General features: G+C 66.9%; 16 protein-coding genes. 2 read left to right on the top strand and 14 right to left on the bottom strand.

The window, feature by feature from the left end:
* Nucleotide 1 precedes the first annotated feature (1 nt).
* Nucleotides 2–5,746 carry an excinuclease ABC subunit UvrA gene (gene uvrA, locus BM345_RS15105; protein ID WP_093380776.1) on the bottom strand — a complete coding sequence of 1,915 codons (5,745 nt, stop codon included), beginning with the start codon at nt 5,744–5,746 and terminating at the stop codon, nt 2–4.
* Nucleotides 5,747–6,032: 286 nt separating this feature from the next.
* On the opposite strand from uvrA, the gene BM345_RS15100 reads away from it, so the two are divergent.
* On the top strand, nt 6,033–7,163 hold the full coding sequence (locus tag BM345_RS15100) for an ABC transporter substrate-binding protein (protein ID WP_093380775.1): 1,131 nt from the start codon (nt 6,033–6,035) through the stop codon (nt 7,161–7,163).
* A 27-nt stretch (nt 7,164–7,190) separates the two neighbouring features.
* Here BM345_RS15100 and BM345_RS30140 read toward each other — a convergent pair whose 3' ends face one another.
* The 6 genes from BM345_RS30140 to BM345_RS15075 all read right to left on the bottom strand — a co-directional run bounded on the left by BM345_RS30140 (nt 7,191) and on the right by BM345_RS15075 (nt 11,346).
* The gene (locus tag BM345_RS30140; RefSeq protein ID WP_175545021.1) at nt 7,191–7,343 is read right to left on the bottom strand and encodes a hypothetical protein; all 153 of its coding nucleotides are present in this window, start codon (nt 7,341–7,343) and stop codon (nt 7,191–7,193) included.
* A 147-nt stretch (nt 7,344–7,490) separates the two neighbouring features.
* Nucleotides 7,491–9,179, bottom strand: coding sequence for an MFS transporter (locus BM345_RS15095; protein WP_093380773.1), 1,689 nt, complete (start codon nt 9,177–9,179; stop codon nt 7,491–7,493).
* Nucleotides 9,180–9,350: 171 nt separating this feature from the next.
* Nucleotides 9,351–9,992, bottom strand: a complete 642-nt coding sequence (locus tag BM345_RS15090; RefSeq protein WP_093381140.1) for a 2-hydroxychromene-2-carboxylate isomerase — start codon at nt 9,990–9,992, stop codon at nt 9,351–9,353.
* A gap of 17 nt (nt 9,993–10,009) precedes the next feature.
* On the bottom strand, nt 10,010–10,240 hold the full coding sequence (locus BM345_RS15085) for a DUF1289 domain-containing protein (RefSeq protein ID WP_254789766.1): 231 nt from the start codon (nt 10,238–10,240) through the stop codon (nt 10,010–10,012).
* Nucleotides 10,241–10,254: 14 nt separating this feature from the next.
* Nucleotides 10,255–10,764, bottom strand: a complete 510-nt coding sequence (locus BM345_RS15080; RefSeq protein ID WP_093380772.1) for a YbaK/EbsC family protein — start codon at nt 10,762–10,764, stop codon at nt 10,255–10,257.
* Nucleotides 10,765–10,827: 63 nt separating this feature from the next.
* Nucleotides 10,828–11,346: an OsmC family protein gene (locus tag BM345_RS15075; protein ID WP_093380770.1), complete on the bottom strand. Its 519-nt coding sequence runs from the start codon at nt 11,344–11,346 to the stop codon at nt 10,828–10,830.
* A gap of 208 nt (nt 11,347–11,554) precedes the next feature.
* On the opposite strand from BM345_RS15075, the gene BM345_RS15070 reads away from it, so the two are divergent.
* Nucleotides 11,555–12,313: a carbonic anhydrase gene (locus BM345_RS15070; RefSeq protein ID WP_093380769.1), complete on the top strand. Its 759-nt coding sequence runs from the start codon at nt 11,555–11,557 to the stop codon at nt 12,311–12,313.
* Nucleotides 12,314–12,334: 21 nt separating this feature from the next.
* Here the strand turns inward: BM345_RS15070 and BM345_RS15065 are convergent, their stop codons facing one another.
* From BM345_RS15065 to BM345_RS15035, 7 genes are all read right to left on the bottom strand, one after another.
* A complete protein-coding gene (locus BM345_RS15065; protein ID WP_093380767.1) occupies nt 12,335–13,255 on the bottom strand; it encodes a hydroxymethylglutaryl-CoA lyase in 921 nt (306 codons plus the stop codon).
* 128 nt (nt 13,256–13,383) lie between these two features.
* Nucleotides 13,384–14,304, bottom strand: a complete 921-nt coding sequence (locus BM345_RS15060; RefSeq protein WP_093380766.1) for a 2-hydroxyacid dehydrogenase — start codon at nt 14,302–14,304, stop codon at nt 13,384–13,386.
* A 29-nt stretch (nt 14,305–14,333) separates the two neighbouring features.
* Nucleotides 14,334–15,767: a polysaccharide pyruvyl transferase family protein gene (locus BM345_RS15055; RefSeq protein ID WP_139237530.1), complete on the bottom strand. Its 1,434-nt coding sequence runs from the start codon at nt 15,765–15,767 to the stop codon at nt 14,334–14,336.
* A complete protein-coding gene (locus tag BM345_RS15050) occupies nt 15,764–16,813 on the bottom strand; it encodes a glycosyltransferase family 2 protein (RefSeq protein ID WP_093380763.1) in 1,050 nt (349 codons plus the stop codon). The genes BM345_RS15055 and BM345_RS15050 overlap by 4 nt, the downstream gene beginning before the upstream one ends.
* Nucleotides 16,810–17,511 (bottom strand): hypothetical protein, encoded by a 702-nt coding sequence (locus BM345_RS15045; RefSeq protein ID WP_093380761.1) that lies wholly within the window; start codon nt 17,509–17,511, stop codon nt 16,810–16,812. The genes BM345_RS15050 and BM345_RS15045 overlap by 4 nt, the downstream gene beginning before the upstream one ends.
* The gene (locus tag BM345_RS15040; RefSeq protein WP_093380760.1) at nt 17,504–19,171 is read right to left on the bottom strand and encodes a glycosyltransferase; all 1,668 of its coding nucleotides are present in this window, start codon (nt 19,169–19,171) and stop codon (nt 17,504–17,506) included. Before BM345_RS15040 ends, BM345_RS15045 begins: the two co-directional genes overlap by 8 nt.
* 81 nt (nt 19,172–19,252) lie before the next feature.
* Nucleotides 19,253–19,381 (bottom strand): acyl-CoA carboxylase biotin carboxyl carrier protein subunit (locus BM345_RS15035; protein WP_139237529.1); only part of this gene is annotated, 129 nt, incomplete at its 5' end.

Raw genomic sequence — 19,381 nt, 5'->3', positions numbered from 1 at the left:
CTTAGCGCTTCAGCACCGGCTTGAGCGCATTGCCGGTGTGCGTGCCGATCTTCACCAGCTCCTGCGGAGGCGCGGCCGCGACCACTTCACCGCCACCGTTGCCCCCCTCGGGGCCGAGGTCGATCACCCAGTCGGCCTCGGCGATAAGGTCCAGGTCGTGCTCGATCACCACCACGCTGTGGCCGCCGTTGACCAGGCGGTGCAGCACGTGGATGAGCTTCTCGACGTCGGCCATGTGCAGGCCCACCGTGGGTTCGTCCAGCACGTAGAGCGTGTGCGGCGCCTTGTTGCCGCGGCGCGTGACGTCGTCGCGCACCTTGCTCAGCTCGGTCACCAGCTTGATGCGCTGCGCCTCGCCGCCCGAGAGCGTGGGCGAGGGCTGACCCAGCGTGAGGTAACCCAGCCCCACGTCCTGCAGCAGCTTCAGCGGATGCGCGATGTTGGGCATGCTGGCGAAGAAGCCGACGGCCTCGTCCACTTCCATCTGCAGCACATCGCCGATGCTCTTGCCGCGCCAGCTCACCGCCAGCGTCTCGGGGCTGAAGCGCGCGCCGTGGCAGGCCTCGCAGGGCACCTTCACGTCGGGAAGGAAGCTCATCTCGATGGTGCGCACGCCCGCGCCCTCGCACACCGGGCAGCGGCCCTCGCCGGTGTTGAAGCTGAAGCGGCCCGGTGCATAGCCGCGTGCCTTGGCTTCCAGCGTGTCGGCGAAAAGCTTGCGGATGGTGTCCCAGAAGCCGATGTAGGTGGCCGGGCAGCTGCGCGGTGTCTTGCCGATGGGCGTCTGGTCCACTTCCAGCACGCGGTCGATGGTTTCGTAGCCTTCCAGCTTCGCGCAGCCGGCCCAGGCCGGACGCTTGCCCGCGGCGTCCGCATCGCGGCCGGCCTTGGTGCTGCGCTGCTGCGCGATGGCCTGTACGTTGGCCAACAGCACGTCGCGCGCCAGCGTGGACTTGCCCGAGCCGCTCACGCCAGTGATAACCACCAGGCGCTGCAGCGGCACGGTGGCCGTGACCTTCTTCAGGTTGTGCAGGTCGGCGCCACGCACCGTGAGCCACTGCGTGGCGCCCTCGCCTGCCGCGCCTTCGGGCAGCACCGTGCGGCGCTCGTGCAGCGGATGGCGGATGGCGTCGCGCAGGTAGCGGCCCGTCAGCGACTCCTCAGAGGCCTGGATGTCCTTCAGCGTGCCTTCGGCCACCACGCGGCCGCCGCGCTTGCCGGCGCCGGGGCCGATGTCGATCACGTGGTCGGCGCGGCGGATGGTGTCCTCGTCATGCTCCACCACCACCAGCGTGTTGCCCTTGTCGCCCAGCTTGTGCAGGGCGTCCAGCAGGATCTGGTTGTCGCGCGCATGCAGGCCGATGGTGGGCTCGTCCAGCACGTAGCACACGCCCTGCAGGTTGCTGCCCAACTGGGCCGCCAGGCGGATGCGCTGCGCTTCGCCCCCCGACAGCGTGGGCGCGCCACGGTCCAGCGTGAGGTAGCCCAGGCCCACCTCTTCCAGGAACTCGAGGCGGCTGCGGATCTCGGGCACCAGGTCGCGCGCGATGTCGGCCTCGCGGCCGCGCAGTTCCAGCGTCTCGAACCAGGCGCGGATGTCGCTCACGCTCATACGCGCCAGCTCGTTGATGGCGATGCCTTCGTCGACCGGCCCCGCGGCGCCGAAGCGCACCGCGCGCGCCGTAGCGTTCAGACGCGTGCCTTCGCAGGTGGGGCAGGCGGTCTCGCCCACGTCCTCCACGTCCGGCTCGGCGAAGGTCTGCTCGCGGCCGCGCTGGTCGTCGGCCAGCACCGAGTCGTCGAAGACCTTGCGCTGCTCCTTGCTGAGCTTCACGCCCGTGCCCACGCAGTCGGGGCACCAGCCGTGCTTGCTGTTGTAGGAGAACAGGCGCGGGTCCAGTTCTGCATAGCTGGTCGCGCACACCGGGCAGGCACGCAAGGTCGAATACACGTGCGCCTTGCCGATGCCGTCGGTGGACGCGCCGGCCATCATCGCGCCACGCAGGCCGGTGAGATCGCTCAGCACATGCACCACGCCCTTGCCATGCTCCAGCGCAGTGGCCAGCGCGTTGCGCAGCTGCGCCTCGTTGGCAGGCAGCACGTCCAGGCTGGCCACCGGCAGCTCGATGCTGTGCTCCTTGAAGCGGTCGATGCGCGGGAAGCCGGTGGTGGGCAGGAAGGCACCGTCCACCCGCAGGTGGGTGTAGCCGCGCGGCCGCGCCCAGTCGGCCAGCTCGGTGTAGACGCCCTTGCGGTTGGTCACCAGCGGCGCCAGCAGGCCGATGTGCTGGCCCTTGAAGTTCTTCAAAATCTGCGCGGCGATGCTGTCGGGCGTCTGCGGCTGCACCGGCGTGTTGTCGAAGATGCAGTGCTGCACGCCCAGCTTCACGAAGAGCAGGCGCAGGAAGTGCCACACCTCGGTGGTGGTGCCCACGGTGCTCTTGCGGCCGCCGCGCGACAGCCGCTGCTCGATGGCCACGGTAGGCGGAATGCCGTACACCGCATCCACCTCGGGCCGGCCGGCCGGCTGCACGATGGAGCGCGCATAGGCGTTGAGCGATTCCAGGTAGCGCCGCTGCCCCTCGTTGAAGAGGATGTCGAAGGCCAGCGTGGACTTGCCCGAGCCGCTCACGCCGGTCACTACGCTGAACTTGCCGCGAGGGATGTTCACCGACAGGTTCTTCAGGTTGTGCTCGCGCGCATGCACGATCTCGATGGCATCGCGGCCCGGTGCGGCCACCGCATGGCCGGCGTAGCTGCGCAGCACCTTCTCTGCCGCCTTGAAGGCGCCAGGACCGATGGTCGATTCGTAGTCGGCCAGCGCCGCGCCGGTGAGCGAAGCGCGGTTCTCGCGTACCTGCTCCGGCGCGCCCTCGGCCACGACCTGGCCGCCGCCGTCGCCGCCCTCGGGGCCCAGGTCGATCAGCCAGTCGCTGGCGCGGATCACGTCCAGGTTGTGCTCGATCACGACCAGCGAATGGCCCGCGTCCAGCAGCTTGCGCAGCGCGCGCATCAGCCGCGCGATGTCGTCGAAGTGCAGGCCGGTGGTGGGCTCGTCGAAGAGGAAGAGCGTCCCCTTGCGCGCCAGCGGCTGCCTGCTGGCCGAGCTGCTCTTGGCCGCCTCGGCCAGGAAGCCGGCGAGCTTGAGGCGCTGCGCCTCGCCGCCGCTGAGCGTGGGCACGGGCTGGCCCAGCTTCACGTAGTCCAGCCCCACGTCCACGATGGGCTGCAGCACGCGCTGCACCTCGCGGTCGTTGACGAAGGCGGCCAGCGCCTCGGCCACGGTCAGCTCCAGCACGTCGGCCACGTTCAGGTGGCGGCCGGCGCGCTCCACCTTCACTTCCAGGATCTCGGGGCGGTAGCGCTTGCCGTCGCAGTCGGGGCAGCGCAGGTACACGTCCGAGAGGAACTGCATCTCCACGTGCTCGAAGCCCGACCCACCGCAGGTCGGGCAGCGCCCGTCGCCGCTGTTGAAGCTGAACTTGGCCGCGGTGTAGCCGCGCTGTTTCGACAGCGGCGCGACGGAGAAGATCTCCCGGATGGCGTCCCACGCGCCCACGTAGCTCGCGGGGTTCGAGCGTGCCGTCTTGCCGATGGGCGACTGGTCCACGAACACCACGTCGCTGAGATGGTCCGCGCCCAGCAGGCGGTCGTGCGCGCCGGGCGTCTCGGTGGCCTTGCCGAAGTGGCGCATCAGCGCCGGCGCCAGCACGTCCTGGATCAGCGTGGACTTGCCCGAGCCGCTGACGCCGGTGACGCACACGAGGCGCTGCAACGGCAGCTCCACCGTGACGTTCTTCAGGTTGTGCTCGCGCGCGCCTTCGAGGATGAGGCGCGGCGTGGCATCGCCCACCGGTCGCTTGAAGCCCATTCCGATGGTCTTGCGCCCACCCAGGTAGGCGCCGGTGAGCGTGTCGGCGCTGCGCAGGTGGTGCGTGTCGCCGTCATAGACGATCTGCCCGCCGCGCGCGCCGGGGCCGGGGCCCATGTCGATGATGCGGTCGGCAGCCAGCATGACGGCAGGGTCGTGCTCCACCACCACCAGCGTGTTGCCCGCGTCGCGCAGGCGCAGCATGGCCTCGGTGATGCGGCTCATGTCGCGCGGGTGCAGGCCGATGCTGGGCTCGTCCAGCACGAAGAGCGTGTTGACCAGCGAGGTGCCCAGCGCGGTCGTGAGGTTGATGCGCTGCACCTCGCCGCCGCTGAGCGTGCGGCTCTGCCGGTCCAGCGTGAGGTAGCCGATGCCCACGTCGTGCAGGTAGCGCAGGCGGGTGGTGATTTCCTCGAAGAGCAGCTTGAGCGCCTGCGCCTCGCCGCCGCCGGCCTCGCCAGCAGCCGGGAGCTGCGCGCGGTCGAAGAACTTCCGCAGCCGCTCGATGGGCAGCAGCATCAGGTCATGCAGGCACAGGCCCGGCAGCGCCTCGAGGTGCGCGCGCGTCCACTTCGCGCCCACGGGCAGGAAGCGCTTCCCGGGCGGCAGCACCGCATCCGCGTCGTCCTTGCCGCCGATGCGCCAAAGCAGGCTCTCCAGCTTGAGGCGCGCGCCGCCGCAGGTCGGGCACGGCGTGTAGCTGCGGTACTTGGACAAGAGCACGCGGATGTGCATCTTGTAGGCCTTGCTCTCCAGGTAGGCGAAGAAGCGGCGCACGCCATACCAGTGCTGGTTCCACTTGCCGTTCCAGTTGGGCGAGCCCTCGATCACCCAGTGCTGCTGCTCGGGCGTGAGCTTGACCCAGGGCGTGTCGCGCGGAATGCCGGCCGCCTCGGCGTGGCGCATGAGGTCGTCCTGGCACTCCTTCCAGGCAGGCGTCTGCATGGGCTTGATGGCGCCGGCGCGCAGCGTGAGCTTGTCGTTGGGAAAGACCAGCCCCATGTCCACCCCGATGACGCGGCCGAAACCGCGGCAGGTGTCGCAGGCGCCCACCGCCGAGTTGAAGGAAAACATCGAGGGCAGCGGGTCGGCGTAGCGGATGTCGCTTTCCGGGCAGTGCAAGCCAGTGGAGAACTTCCAGATCTCCGGATGCTCGTTCTCGTCCGCCGGCAGCGCATACACCGTGAGCTTGCCCGAACCCCGCTTGAGCGCCACCTCGATGGCCTCGACCACCCGTGCGCGCTCGGCGCCCGACAGGCGGAAGCGGTCCGCCACCACGTCCAGCAGCTTGCGCGGCCCGGTGGGCGTGGCGACCTCGCGCTCGGCCTGCACGCGCGTGAAGCCGCTGGCCGACAGCCACTGCGCCACCTCGTCGGCGCTGGTGCCCGCGGGCAGTTCCACCGGGAAAGTCAGCACCACGCGCGGATCGCCGCTGGCGGCGGCGCGGGCCGACAGCTCGGCGTAGATGGAGTCGGGGGAGTCGTGCCGCACCGGCAGCGCGGTCTCGCGGTCGAACAACTGGCCGGCGCGGGCGAACAGGAGCTTCAGGTGGTCGTTCAGCTCCGTCATCGTGCCCACCGTGGAGCGCGAGGAGCGCACCGGGTTGGTCTGGTCGATGGCGATGGCCGGGGGCACGCCTTCCACCCGGTCCACCGCGGGCTTGTCCATGCGGTCCAGGAACTGGCGGGCGTAGGCCGAGAAGGTCTCGACATAGCGCCGCTGCCCTTCTGCGAACAGGGTGTCGAAGACCAGGCTGGACTTGCCCGAGCCGCTGGGGCCCGTGACCACCGTCAGTTCGCCGGTGCGGATGTCGAGATCGAGGTTGCGAAGGTTGTGCTGGCGTGCGCCGCGAATCCGGATGGAGCCCTGTGTCATGCGTGCCTTGGAGGTGGGGCGGACATTCTAGGGAGCGCACGCTGACAGCCTCCTGCCACCCGCGGATGCTTGGCCGCAGCGCAGGGAATTGGCGCGGACGGCCTGCCGGGCGGCGCGGATCGCGCTAGTCGTCCCGGAAAACGCAACATTTCGTGCCAAAGGGCCGGAACAAGTGTCTCGAATAAGCCCTCAAGGGGGTTTTCCCGTGGCAGCCGCGCGGCCGGCCTGCGCGCCAATAGCGCCTCCTCCATTTCAAGATCCGTAGAGAAGAAGGAAGAGACAAGGCATGCACGACAAGCAGCGATTCGCCGGCATTCGCACCGCCGCCCTCACCCTGGCATGCCTGGCGGCATGCGGCCTGGCGCAGGCCCAGCTGGTGATCGGCCAGACCGCCGGCCTGAGCGGCTCGGTGGCCGCCAGCGTGAACGAGACCATCGCCGGCGCGCAGCTGGTGATCGATGCCGTCAACGCGCAGGGCGGCATCCATGGCGAGAAGATCGAGGTGCTGCGCATGGACGACGCCTTCGACGTGAAGCGCGCCGGCGAGAACGCCAAGGTGCTGATCGAGCAGAAGCAGGTGCTCGCCATGTTCATGACCCGCGGCACGCCGCACACGCAGGCCATCATCCCGCTGCTGGACCAGCACGGCCTGGCGCTGGTCGCGCCCTCGACCGGCGCGATGGCGCTGCACCAGCCGCTGCAGAAGAACGTGTTCAACGTGCGGCCCACCTACCAGCGCGAGGCCGAGAAGGCCGTGGCGCACCTGAGCACGGTGGGCATCACCCGCATCGCGGTGGTGCACGTCACCGACTCCTTCGGCGCCGATGCGCTGGAAGGCGCCAAGAAGGGCTTTGCGAAGGCGAAGATCGAGCCGGCGGTGCTGGTGCCGGCCGACCGCGACAAGCCCGACTACAACGCGATCGTGCCCAAGCTGGTTGCGGCCAATGCCCAGGCGGTACTGTGGATCGGCTCGGGCACTGCGGTGGTCGACGGCGTGAAGGCACTGCGCGCGGCCGGCTCGGCGGCGCAGGTGGTCACGCTGTCCAACAATGCCTCCAGCGGCTTCATCAAGCAGCTGGGCGATTCCAGCAAGGGCGTGATCGTGACCCAGGTGTTCCCCAACGAACGCGCCATGGGCAACGCGATGGTGAAGGAGGCCCTGACCATGGCCCGCGCCAAGGGCATGAACGAACTCTCGCCGGCCTCGCTGGAAGGCTTCGCCTCGGCCAAGGTGCTGGTGGAGGGCCTGCGCCGCGCCGGCCCCAAGCCCACGCGCGCACGCGTGGTGACGGCACTGGAGACCATCCGCCAGTACGACGTGGGCGGCGGCCTGGAGGTGAGCTACTCGGCCACCGACCACAGCGGCATCGACTTCGCCGACCTGTCCATCATCTCGGACGGCCGCTTCAAGCGCTGAACGCGGCCGGGGGCGCCACCCGGCGCCCTACTTCGCGGGTGCCGGCTCGGCCGGTGCCGGCGCGTGCGTGCTGTCCCCACCGTGCTTCTCGCCCGACATGTCGACCTTGTCGCCGAACTTCATGATCACGAACAGGGAAATGGCGGCAAAGATGACGAAGCCGACGGCGATCTTCCACATGGCGTGGTTCCTCCTGAATGGATGGGTAAGCGGGCATCGAGCGCCCAAGAAAAAGGCTTCAGCACCGCGCGGCAGCGGCGCATGAAGCCCTTTTGTTGAGCGCCTGGCGGCGGGTCGCGCCGCCAGGGCTTTCAGTCGGCGAGCGCGTCAGTCGTTGGCGTAGATGTTCACGTCCTTGGTCTCGCGGATGAACAGCGTGCCCACCACCAGGGTGATGGTCGCGATGATGATCGGGTACCAGAGACCGTTGTACATGTTGCCGGTCGACGCCACGATGGCGAAGGCGGTGGTGGGCAGCAGGCCGCCGAACCAGCCGTTGCCGATGTGGTAGGGCAGGCTCATCGAGGTGTAGCGGATGCGGGTCGGGAACAGTTCCACCAGCATCGCGGCGATCGGCCCGTACACCATGGTGACCAGGATCACGAGGTAGGTCAAGATGACCAGCACCATGATCTTGTTCATCTTGGCCGGGTCGGCCTTGGTCGGGTAGCCAGCGGCCTTCAGGTCGTCAGCCACGGCCTTCTTGAACGCGGCGATGTCCTTGGTCGACTGCTCGTCGAACTTGGCGCGGACCACGGTGCCGTTGGGCGCCGTAATGGCGCGCTCGCCGATCTTCACGATGGCCTGCGAGCCTGGCGCGCCAGCGATGTTGTCGTAGCTCACCGAGTTCTGCACCAGGAAGCGCTTGGCGATGTCGCAGGACGTGCGGAAGTCGATCTCGCGTGCCACCGGGTTGCCCTGGAAGGAGCAGGTGGCGGGGTCGGCGGTGACGGTCACGGCGGCGTTGGCCTGGGCGTGGGCCAGGTCGGGGTTGGCCGCTTCGGTCAGCATCTTGAAGACCGGGAAGTAGGTCAGCGCGGCGAGCAGGCAGCCGGCCATGATGATGGGCTTGCGGCCGATCTTGTCCGACAGCGTGCCGAAGATCACGAAGAAGGGCGTGCCGATCAGCAGCGCGGCGGCGATCAGCAGGTTGGCGGTGATCGGGTCCACCTTCAGTTGGGCCGTCAGGAAGAACAGCGCGTAGAACTGGCCCGTGTACCAGACCACGGCCTGGCCGGCGGTCAGGCCCACCAGCGCCAGGATCACGATCTTCAGGTTCTTCCACTCGCCGAAGGACTCGGCCAGCGGCGCCTTGGAGGTCTTGCCCTCGGCCTTCATCTTCTGGAAGGCGGGCGACTCGTTGAGGCTCAGGCGGATCCACACCGAGATGGCCAGCAGGGCGATGGACACCAGGAAGGGAATGCGCCAGGCCCACGCGGCGAAGGCGTCTTCACCGACCACGGTGCGCACGCCCAGGATCACCAGCAGGCTGAGGAACAGGCCCAGCGTGGCGGTGGTCTGGATCCACGAGGTGTAGGCGCCGCGCTTGCCGTGCGGGGCATGCTCTGCCACGTAGGTGGCGGCACCGCCGTACTCGCCGCCCAGCGCCAGGCCTTGCAGCATGCGCAGTGCGATCAGGATCACCGGGGCGGCCACGCCGATGGTGGCGTAGGTGGGCAGCAGGCCGACGATGAAGGTCGACAGGCCCATGATCAGGATGGTGACCAGGAAGGTGTATTTGCGGCCGATCATGTCGCCCAGGCGGCCGAACACGATGGCGCCGAAGGGTCGCACCAGGAAGCCCGCGGCAAAGGCCAGCAGCGCGAAGATGAAGGCGGCGCCCGCATCCAGTCCGCTGAAGAACTGCTTGGCGATGATCGCCGCCAGCGAGCCGTAGAGGTAGAAGTCATACCACTCGAACACGGTACCGAGCGAGGAGGCGAAGATGACCTTCTTCTCCTCGGCTGTCATGGGCCGGGGGGCTGCGGCCCCCCGGGAATCAAGTGCGGCTGTCATGTCTTCGGTCTCCTCGAATAAGAATGGTGCGACCCCGGTGGATCGAGGTCGTGACGCATTCTTCGACCGGCTTCTGACCCTAGGCTTTCGCCAAACTTAACGTTTGCTGACAAATTAGGGTCAAACCCCCGACATCCGTTTCAGGATGCAGAAATCGCGGGTTTTGGAGGGTCAGGGTTTTCCGCGGGCCAGGCCGGGCCGCGAAGCCGCCGCCTGCCAGCCCGGCTCGGAAAACCAGGGGTCGCCGTCGAGGTAGTCGCGCAGCACCGGCAGGCTGTCGAAGCCCCAGAAATGCTGGCCGTCGACCTCCAGCATGGGCACGCCGAAGATGCCGGCGGCCACGGCCTCGTCGGTGTTGGCGCGCAACTGGGCCTTCACCGCGTCGCCGTCAGCTTCGCGCACGGAATGCAGCCTGGCCTTGAGCGCGGCGAAGCGCGCCGCATCGCCCGGCTCGCCGCCGCCCTGCCAGATGTCGCGGAAGATCGTCTCGGTAACGAAGCGGCTGGTGTCGCCGCCGGTGGTGGTGGAGAGCGCCAGCCGCAGGTAGGGCAGCGGGTTGAAGGGATGCGTGGCCGGCATGTCGATGGGGATCTCGTGCGCATGGCTGAGCCACAGCACGTGGCGGTAGGTCCACTCGCGCTTGGGCGGCACCTCGGCCGGACCGAGCAGTCCGTGGTGGCTCAGTAGCGGGCCGAGCAGCACCGGGCGGTAGCGGATGTGATAGCTCAGGCCGGCCAGCGTCTCGGGCAGCTTCTCGAAGGCCAGGTAGGCGAAGGGCGAGATGAAGTCGAAGTGGAAGGTGATGGTCTTCACGGCGGTCCCCTCGGTGGTCAGGCGCCCATCTTGCACGCCCGCTGCCCGATGCGCATCCACACGTCGAGCCTGGCAGCGTCATCCAGCGTGCTCCAGGCGGCGATTTCGTCCAGCGTGCGCAGGCAGCCTTCGCACAGGGCGCCGGCACCATCCATCCGGCACACCGAGACGCAGGGCGAAGGCACCGGCGCCGTCGTGCCGGCCGCCTGGACGGCGGCTGCGCGCAGGGCCAGGTCTTCGGCCGTCATCGCCGACATGGCCGTCATGCGGCGGCCTGCGGCGCCTGGACCACGTCGGCCACCGGCGCGCCGGTGAGCTTTTCCAGCTCGGCCGGCGTGAGCTTCACCACCGCATGCGGATGGCCCGCGGCGGCCCAGATCTCTTCGAAGCGGAACAGCTCGCGGTCGATGAGGGTGACGGGCTTGCTCGCATGCGCGAAGGGCGACACGCCGCCGATGGAGAAGCCGGTGGCGCTTTTCACGAAGTCGGCATCGGCGCGGCCGGTCTTGCCGATCAGGGCATCGACTTTCTTCTCGTCCACGCGTCGGTCGCCGGAGGTGACCACCAGCACCGCCACGTTGTCGCTCTTGCGCTTGAAGATGATGCTCTTGGCAATCTGGCCCACGGCAATGCCCAGCGCATCGGCCGCCTGCTGCGCGGTGCGCGCGGCGTCGTCGAGCATCTGCGGCGCATGCGGATGGCCGGCGGACTGCAGCAGGCGGGCGACGCGCTGCACGGTTTCGGGGAGGGCGGTGAGTTCGGCGCCGCACATGGGGAGGGTCCTTCCTGGCTGCTGGTCAGAAGGCAAGGAGTTTAGGGCGCGCCCGCGCCGGTCCTAGCCGCCGATGAGAATCTCCGACTGCACCGGGATCGAGCGCCGCAGCGCATCACCGACGGGCGAATGCTGCTCGGCCCAATGGACCAGCTCGCGAAGCTGCTCCTCCGGCACGCCATCGGCCGCCAGGCGGAAGCTGACCTGCACGCTCAGCGGCCCGGCCGGCACCGAATCGTCCACACCCAGCAGGCCGCGGTTGTCCGACTCGCTGGCCACCCTGACCTCCAGGTGGCTGAGCGCGATGCCCAGTTGCGCGGCACGCATCGCGACCATCGTTGCATCGCAGTTGGCCAGCGCCGCGCGCAGGAGCCAGCCCGGTGTGGGCGCATCGCCACCGCCGCCGACGGAGGCCGGCATGTCGCTCACCATCGATGCGCCGCCGGGCCCCTGCGCTTGGCAGCGCAAGCCTGAGTCGAGGACGGCCACGGCCGGTGCGTCCTGCGCCCGGGCATCCTGCGGGTGATCGGCAAGGTGCTTCGCGGCCTGGCTGATTGCAAGCTGGATGCGCTGTGTGCTCATGCGGCTGCTCCGGAGATTGAATGAATGCCCGGCGATTCGCGCGAGGGAAGCGCTGGGGGTGGCAATGCTCTTTCGCCGACGTTATCAAGCGTGTCGTCGCGCCGCAAGCCTCGTGCGTTGAGCACCCGCAAGCCACCGGACTTGCCGCGCAGTCACCCGGCCCTGTCACGCCAAGGCGGCTGCGCGATCTACCGTCAGGGAATCCACAATGAAATCCAACATCCTCCGCCCCGGCCTCGTGCTGGCCGCTTCACTCTGCGCTGGCAGCTTCGCCCACGCCGCCGCCCAAGCATCCCACTGGGCCTACACCGGCAAGCACGCGGACCCCAGCCACTGGGCTGCACTCTCACCCGAGTTCGAGTCCTGCGCCAAGGGGCACGCGCAAAGTCCGGTCGACATCCGCGCCACCGTGAAGGCCGACCTGCCGGCGCTGCGCTTCGACTACACGCAGGCCGATCCGGTCATCCTGAATAATGGGCACACGGTGCAGGTCAACCTGCCGCCGGGCCAGCGGTTGACGATCGGCGACCGCAGCTTCGAGCTCTTGCAGTTCCACTTCCACACGCCCAGCGAGGAAGAGATCCACGGCAAGCGTGCGCCCATGGAGGTCCACTTCGTCCACAAGGATGTCGAGGGCAAGCTGGCGGTGGTCAGCGTCCTGCTGCAGGCCGGCAAGGCCAGCAAGGCGTATGCGCCAGTCTTCGACCACCTGCCCCGGCCGGGCGAGAAGATCACGGTCGATGGACTGCACCTGGACCTGGCCAGGCTCCTGCCGGCCGCGACCGGCTACTACCGCTTCCAGGGCTCGCTGACCACGCCGCCCTGCTCGGAAGGCGTCCAGTGGATCGTGCTCAAGCAGCCGCTCGCCCTGGGCGCCGGGCAGATCCGCGCCTTCCACACGCTCTTCAAGGCCAACGCCCGGCCGGTCCAGCCGCTCAACGGCCGAGTGGTCGAGGAATCGAACTGAGAGGCGCCGGATAGCGCGCCCTCAGGCGATGCGCTTGTTCAGGATGGCCGTGGCCGCGCGCGACGCCGGCTTGCGGCCGAGCGCCTCGCTGATGTAGGCGCCGGCGTCGATCAGCTTGTCCAGGTCGATGCCGGTGTCGATGCCCATGCCTTGCAGCAGGTACACCACGTCCTCGGTCGCCACGTTGCCGGTGGCGCCCTTGGCGTAGGGGCAGCCGCCCAGGCCGGCGCTCGAGGACTGGAAGTTCCACACGCCCAGTTCGAGCGAGGCCAGCGTGTTGGCGAGCGCCTGGCCGTAGGTGTCGTGGAAATGGCCGGAGATGTGGTCCACGTCGAAGTGCGCCAGCGTGGCTTCCAGTGCGGCCTGCACCTTGCGCGGCGTGCCCACACCGATGGTGTCGGCGACGTCCACGCGCTGCACGCCGATGCCCTTCATCAGCTTCGCCAGCATGCCCACGCGCTCCGGCGCGATCTCGCCCTCGTAGGGACAGCCGACGGTGCATGACATCGCGCCGCGCACCTGGATGCCCTTCTCGCGCGCAGCCTGCACCACCGGCGCGAAGCGCTCGATGCTCTCGGCGATGGAGCAGTTGATGTTCCGCTGGCTGAAGGCCTCGCTGGCCGCACCGAAGACCACGATCTCGTCGGGCCACTCCTCGCGCGGCGCGGCCACCGCGGCCTCGAAGCCCTTCATGTTGGGCGTGAGCACCGAGTAGCGCACCCCAGCCTGGCGCTCGATGCCATGCATCACCTGTGCGTTGTCCGCCATCTGCGGTACCCACTTGGGACTGACGAAGCTGGTGACCTCGATCTCCTTCAGGCCCGCGCCCTGCAGGCGGTGGATGAGGCCCAGCTTTACGTCGGTAGGAACGGGCTGCTTCTCGTTCTGCAGTCCGTCACGCGGGCCGACGTCGATGATCCTGACTCTCTCTGGAAGTTTCATTTGCATCTCACCTCATGGGGCGCCGAAGGAACCAACACGTCATTTTCAGACAATGGCGCCTCCCTTGCTGCGGCTTCGGGTCGCAGATTGCGCCAACGGGGGTGCAAATGGAGCCAGGTCGGGCGGGCTCAATATCCACGCAGCCTGTCGACAGTGCCGGAGGGGATCTCACCGCGTCCAAGCGCATGAATCTTGGAGGCGATCTGCGCCACAGTCTCCCGACGCAAGGTCCGAGCAGAGGCATGCGGTGTCACCACTATTTTCGGATGCGACCAAAAGGGATGACCCGCGCGCAAAGGTTCCTCACGGAACACGTCCAGCGTCGCCCCGGCGAGATGCCCTTCGTCGATCAAGGGCACCAGGTCCTCTTCCACCAGATGGGCCCCTCGGCCCACATGAATCAGGTAGCCGCCCGGGCGCAGGTGAAGCAAGGTCTCACGGCGCAGGATTCCACGGGTCTCGTCGGTCAGCGGCAGCAGATTGACCAGAATGCGCGATGCCGCAAGAAACTCGTGAAACTGCGATTCGCCCGCAAAAGATTGCACTCCCTCTAAGCGTTTGGGTGATCGACTCCAGCCCAGCACGGGAAACTCAAACTGCGAGACGGCACGCGCCACGCGCTGACCCAAGACGCCCAGGCCCATGATCCCGACGGGAAATTGGCTGCGCTCACGCGGCTTGCGATAGACCCAGCGGCCATTGCACGCCTCTTCCTCGTACACATCGAACTCGCGAAAGTGGCGCAGCAGCGCATGGCAGACGTACTCTGCCATTTGAACCGACATCCCCGCGTCGTCCAACCGGACAATCCTGGTCTGCGGTGAGATCGACAGCCGCATGAGGGCGTCGACTCCCGCACCGATGTTGAACACGCACTGAAGTTGGGGCTGCTCATCCAGCAGCGCCTGCGGAGGCATCCACACAACGGCATGGTCCGCGGCCATGGCGCCAGGCCTCCACTGCTCGATCTCGGCTCCTGGCAGGGCCTCCTGCAACGCGGTGATCCAGGGTTCGGGACGGTTGTCGGTCAGGCAAACGAGGATGCGCATCGTCCGATCTTAGTGCGCATTCCTTCCGATCATCCACGCGCACATTGCGGCTTGCCGGCAAGCCAGCGACCGGCGCACCGCACAAGCGCCAGCAGGCGCCAGGTGCGGGAGGCGAAGATGCCGTTGAGCCTGGCCGCGGCGACTTTGCCGGCCATGGACTCCCGGCGCAGCATCTGCATTTCCGCCATGTGGCGCTCCTGCAATTCGTGGACTGCAGCGCTTCCGTCGCGCAGGTCCGTCTCCAACGCTTCGTTGCGCCCACGCAGCTCGCAAAGCTGATGTCGGAGCGCATCCTGCGCAAGCAGCAGTCCGTGCAGATTGGCGTTCGACTGGCCGAGCAGCCGGCAGCGCTTCTCAAGCGCCTCGTACAGCGCGGTCTGGGCCTCGAGTTCGGACTCGGCGTGCGCGTTCATCTGCTGCGCCTTGAGAAAATCGCAGTTCAACAAGGCGCACTCGGCCTGGAGGTCGTCGATCCGGGAATGCAGCGCCCCGATCTCTTGTCGCTGCGCGCGCGCCCTTGCCGACTCGTGGGAATGGCTCTGCGCCAGACGCATGCCAGGGAGTCCTGACATGCTGTGATTGAAGACAGCCGAATTCTTGCCATAGACGTTGTCTCGCAAGGTACACGGGACGCCGAGAAGCGCGGCACCGATGCCCACATGCAATCGATCGGTGTTCACATGCCTGGCCAACGAGATCGCACGAAGGAAGCACCATGCCGCCACGTGAGCCTCGCCGGGATTGACCCCCAGCATGAACAAGTCGGAGATGTCGGCATCCGACGCGGCGTCCACCTGGGTCGATTCGATGTCCTGTCGCATCAGGTCGACGCTGGGCCAGCGCTCGATGTCCTGCGCGCTGATGCCGCATGCGCTCAACTTCATTTCCAGGATGACGGAGCCTTGGCGCTCGACTTCGGAGGTCTGGCGGAGGTAGGCATGGGCGTCGAGGTGGAACGCCATGTCGTGCGCCAGGCGCACGTCGACCGACGGATTGACTGCCTTTACATGATCGAAGCTGGCACGATCTCTTGCGAACAAGGTGCACGTCTGGTCGAGGCGCTCGAGCAATGGCTCATGACCACGGATCGTGTGCGGCAGCAAAACGATGCGGGCCGCACGACCGAGGAACGCGTCCAACGCTCGGCGGGTGTCAGAGTAGAAGGGCACCAGGTTGCCCCCGCCAGCCAGCACGACGACCCTGCCGGCGACATCCGTGTCGAGGCTTGCCAACTCGAAACGCACGCCAGCGCGCCCGAACGCCTCGTAGGTGGCTGCGGCGATAAGGGAATCTCCGCCATTCCCCGGATTGGGCAAATAGAGAATGGGCGTCGCACGGAACTGTTGCAGGAAAAGCGCGACTTCCGCCCGATGGCTATGCCAGTCGTCGGGCGGACCTGCATCGACAGGGCAGGTCGATTCGGCTCCGGCAGACAAGGCAGAAGATGGCAACCGAGTGCTCATGCCTGCGAGGCTGGTGACTCGGCAGGCAGCCCCCACTCGGGCAGCGAGCGGAAGCCTCCTTCGAATGGTGTCGTCCGGCGTGTGCGCCACTCGATCGACATGTCGTGCACGCCCTTGGCACGAGACAGCGCAAAAGCCTCTCGATACGCTTCGTCCAGCGCCTTCTGAAACACCGGGTGGTCGGGCAAGCCGGCTTCGCTTCGGACGATGGCGATGCGATCCATCTGCCGAGTCCACCTCAAGCGGGCCGCGTAGTCCATCCGCTGGCGGGGCCAGTTGGCCATGGCCGCATCGATCTCGCAATAATCGCGAACATCGGGCTGCGGATGCATCTGTGAAAACAGGTACTGGGAGCGACCCTGGCGGTACGAGCGTGCACAGAACTCGTCAAAGCTTAGAGAGCGAATCATCGTCGCCTGTGCCTTGGGTTCGTAGACCACCTGCAGACCATGTCGCGCCAGCCGCCAGCCCAGTTCGATGTCCTCGCAGCCGAAGCTGAACTCCGGCCTGAAAAGGCCGTGGTTGACCAGCAGCGAACGCTTGCAGGAGCTTCGGCCGCCCCAGAATTCCGTGTGCTTCAACCACTGCCCCGGCTGCATCCAGCCATAGGAGAAAAGCTGGCAACCTACCCGTGTCACATGGCGCATGACGGGTCGTGATTCGACCGCAGATGAAAGCCTGGTGTGGCCAAGCACCGCAACAGGCCGCTCCGGATGCCGGATGTGCGCAGCAAGATGCGCCGCGAGCAGACTCGGACTGGCGACGTCATCGTCGTCGAGGAAGACGACCACCGGGCCCCGGGCCATGAGGACGCCGAGGTTCTTCGCGTTCGCAAGGCCAGCGTGCTTCTGGCGCTGCACACGCAGTGGAAGGCGGCTTGACCATTGAGCAAGCACCCCAGGCGTGTCGTCGATGGACCCGTCGTCGATCGCCACGATCTCATAGCGCTGTGGAGCGATGGTCTGTGCTTCCAGGCCCGCAAGTACGGCGGGGAGGAGATGCGCCCGATTGCGCGTCGTGAGCACGGCGGTGATCATGATCGTCATGTGTAAGCCTCCAGAACCAGGAAGGCTTCATCCCTGCTGAGGTGGGGCGACAAGGCCAGAAGATCCGCCATGACGGCGTTCGCCCCGCTCGAGTCATAGCTTCGCGCGGCGGGCCGCATCCGATGGGCCATGGGTGCAGCATCGATGATGCCCGCGCGCAAGCCCGCCTGCTCCAAGAGGGCTGGCCAGATGAAGTCGAGGCCCCACCCCATGCCAGCCTTCGGGCCGAAGGGCATCAGCAGTGGGACGGCATCCCGTCGAATGCACACCACCGGGCCGATCTCGACAAATCGGGTCCTGCGCGCTGAAACACCACCGAGGCACTGAACGATCGGATGGTCGATGTAGCTGTCCGACGTTCGCGCCGGCTGAGCCAGGGCGAAGTCGCAGCGCTGCACCCAGTGGATGAATTCGTCCAGAAAGCCCGGGGCGAATTCGACGTCGTCGTCGCACAGAAGAATCCAGTCGAATCGGCCGGCATCCTGCGTCACTTCGTCGAGCAGGAGGAACTTCGGCTGCGGACGCGTCACGACCCTGGCGGTACAGGGCAGATCGAAGCTGCCGATGCCATCGGGGGCCAGCCCGATCCAGCGCTGCTGGACCCAGTGCGTTCGGCTCGATGCAAGCTCGTGGATGACATGCGCCGCGGTATTGGGGCGATTGGCGACGTAGACCCCTGCGACAAGGACCTCAGCCACGGAGCACCTCGTCGAGCTTGTGCTTGATGACGTGAGTCGAGAACATGGTCGCCATGTGCTCGCGACCGCCCAACGAAAGGCGTCGCCAGAGTTCGTCGTCGCGCAGCAACTCGATCACATGTTGTGCAAAGCCGCGCTCATCTTCGGCCACCAGCAGGTGCTCGCCATCGCGAAGTGCCATGCCCTCCGCACCAATGGGCGTGGCCACCACAGGCAAGCCGTGGGAAAGCGCTTGTCCGACCTTGCCCTTGGTCCCGGCGCCCCACCTCAAAGGAGCGATGGAAACACGGTGACTCTCCAGCAGCGGGGCGACATCAGGAACATATCCCAGGACCTCGATGCCCGGCTGAGCACCGAGCGCAAGCACTTCGTTGCTCGGGTTGCTTCCGACGATGCGCGAGATGACGTCCGGCTCTGCGGACCGGACTAGCGGCCAGATCCGGTCGACAAACCAAGCGACCGCATCGCCGTTGGGCTTGTGCCAGAAGCCACCGATGAAAAGCAGGTCCTTCCGCGCCTCGACGCCTGCGGGCGCGTGCTCGGGCATGTGAAACACATTGGGCATCACCTCGATGACTGCTTCGGGTGCCAGGGCCAGCATCGCCGCTCGCTCTTCTTCGTTGATCGCCAGTGTCAGGTCGGCCGAGCGAGCGCAGGCGACCTCGATTGCGCGCTGCTTTTCGGCCTCCTTCCTGAGCGGCTCGTTCTTCTCGACATCGGCTTGCCTAGACATGCGCAGGCCGTGAAAGTCAACCATGTCGTAGACGATGCTGGCAACGGGGCAATGCGTGCGCACCAAGGGCAACAAAGCATTCGTTACATGCGGGAAGGAGAGAAAGACCATATCCAGACCGCGCCCCGTCTCCTTCAGATAAACGGAAATCTCATCCACCCCGAAGACGCAACGCGTCACGCCGCTCCTTCTCAGCGCGTTCTCGTAGGACGCAAGCCCACTGGGTGTCGACAGAATTCCGGGCGACTCCTCCCGAAGAGCCAGCGAGCCGAACACCAGTTTCCAGCCCAACTCGCCCATCAGATCGATGAGTGTCTTGAGCCGCAACCCTCCGGCGCTCTGGTCGAACAGGGGGAGCATGTCGGCAGCCACCAGCGCGGTTCTTTGCTTCTTGCTCGGAGAAGACGCAACACCGTCGCATGTCATTGATGAGTCGACGACCACGCCAAATGCCGATGGCTCTCCCGCGGCATGTGAGGCTGGCGAAGCGGCCTCCCTCCTGAAAGCTAACGAGGGTGGGCCAACCACGTCACGCGATCCGACCGGCTTGCCCAGAAGCCTGCGGACAACGTTTGCCATGCCGCGCAAACCTCGCGTCAGCCGCCATGAGCGCGACCTGTACACGGCAGATAGCGCTGCGTAGATTTGCTCGCTTTCGAAAGCACTTCGCGCGAGTGCCTCGTCCCAACCGGCTCGCTCCGAAAGCAACTGACGCTTCGCAGCCTCGCGATCCTGCTGAGCAAGCTCGGTACTTCGTCGAAGTCCCGCTTGGTCGCGAAGGAGATACGCAATCTCCCGGTGAAGAATGGCCTCTCGGACACCGACGCCGAGCGCGTCGTGCATGCCCTGGTTGCTTGCGTCCATCTCCTGGACACTCGAGGCGCGGCCGAAACCCGCGCCACCTTTCTCTGCGCTCAAGTTCATCATGCATTGCCGGCATGCTTACTGCAATTTTCGCCGGCGCTCCCTGGCGCGGATTGTATCGTTCAGATCAATCCGCGGCGACGCTCATGAAGCCGCCGCCAGCCGCAGCAGCGCCGATCCCTCGGTCACCTGGTCGCCCGGCTGGAACAGCAGCTCTTCCACCGTGCCGTCGGCCGGCGCGGCGATGGTGTGCTCCATCTTCATCGCCTCCAT

The organism is Variovorax sp. OV329, from assembly GCF_900114785.1.
Lineage (GTDB): Bacteria > Pseudomonadota > Gammaproteobacteria > Burkholderiales > Burkholderiaceae_C > Variovorax.
The sequence above is the reverse complement of the archived record's forward strand: the minus strand, read 5'-3'. Positions and strand labels throughout refer to the sequence as shown.

Excerpts from the sequence above, each read along its gene's own strand:
- uvrA (WP_093380776.1), bottom strand. The coding sequence starts at position 5,746 with ATGACACAGGGCTCCATCCGGATTCGCGGCGCACGCCAGCACAACCTT.
- BM345_RS15100 (WP_093380775.1), top strand. The coding sequence starts at position 6,033 with ATGCACGACAAGCAGCGATTCGCCGGCATTCGCACCGCCGCCCTCACC.
- BM345_RS30140 (WP_175545021.1), bottom strand. The coding sequence starts at position 7,343 with ATGTGGAAGATCGCCGTCGGCTTCGTCATCTTTGCCGCCATTTCCCTG.
- BM345_RS15095 (WP_093380773.1), bottom strand. The coding sequence starts at position 9,179 with ATGACAGCCGCACTTGATTCCCGGGGGGCCGCAGCCCCCCGGCCCATG.
- BM345_RS15085 (WP_254789766.1), bottom strand. The coding sequence starts at position 10,240 with ATGACGGCCGAAGACCTGGCCCTGCGCGCAGCCGCCGTCCAGGCGGCC.
- BM345_RS15080 (WP_093380772.1), bottom strand. The coding sequence starts at position 10,764 with ATGTGCGGCGCCGAACTCACCGCCCTCCCCGAAACCGTGCAGCGCGTC.
- BM345_RS15075 (WP_093380770.1), bottom strand. The coding sequence starts at position 11,346 with ATGAGCACACAGCGCATCCAGCTTGCAATCAGCCAGGCCGCGAAGCAC.
- BM345_RS15070 (WP_093380769.1), top strand. The coding sequence starts at position 11,555 with ATGAAATCCAACATCCTCCGCCCCGGCCTCGTGCTGGCCGCTTCACTC.
- BM345_RS15065 (WP_093380767.1), bottom strand. The coding sequence starts at position 13,255 with ATGAAACTTCCAGAGAGAGTCAGGATCATCGACGTCGGCCCGCGTGAC.
- BM345_RS15060 (WP_093380766.1), bottom strand. The coding sequence starts at position 14,304 with ATGCGCATCCTCGTTTGCCTGACCGACAACCGTCCCGAACCCTGGATC.
- BM345_RS15055 (WP_139237530.1), bottom strand. The coding sequence starts at position 15,767 with ATGAGCACTCGGTTGCCATCTTCTGCCTTGTCTGCCGGAGCCGAATCG.
- BM345_RS15050 (WP_093380763.1), bottom strand. The coding sequence starts at position 16,813 with ATGACGATCATGATCACCGCCGTGCTCACGACGCGCAATCGGGCGCAT.
- BM345_RS15040 (WP_093380760.1), bottom strand. The coding sequence starts at position 19,171 with ATGATGAACTTGAGCGCAGAGAAAGGTGGCGCGGGTTTCGGCCGCGCC.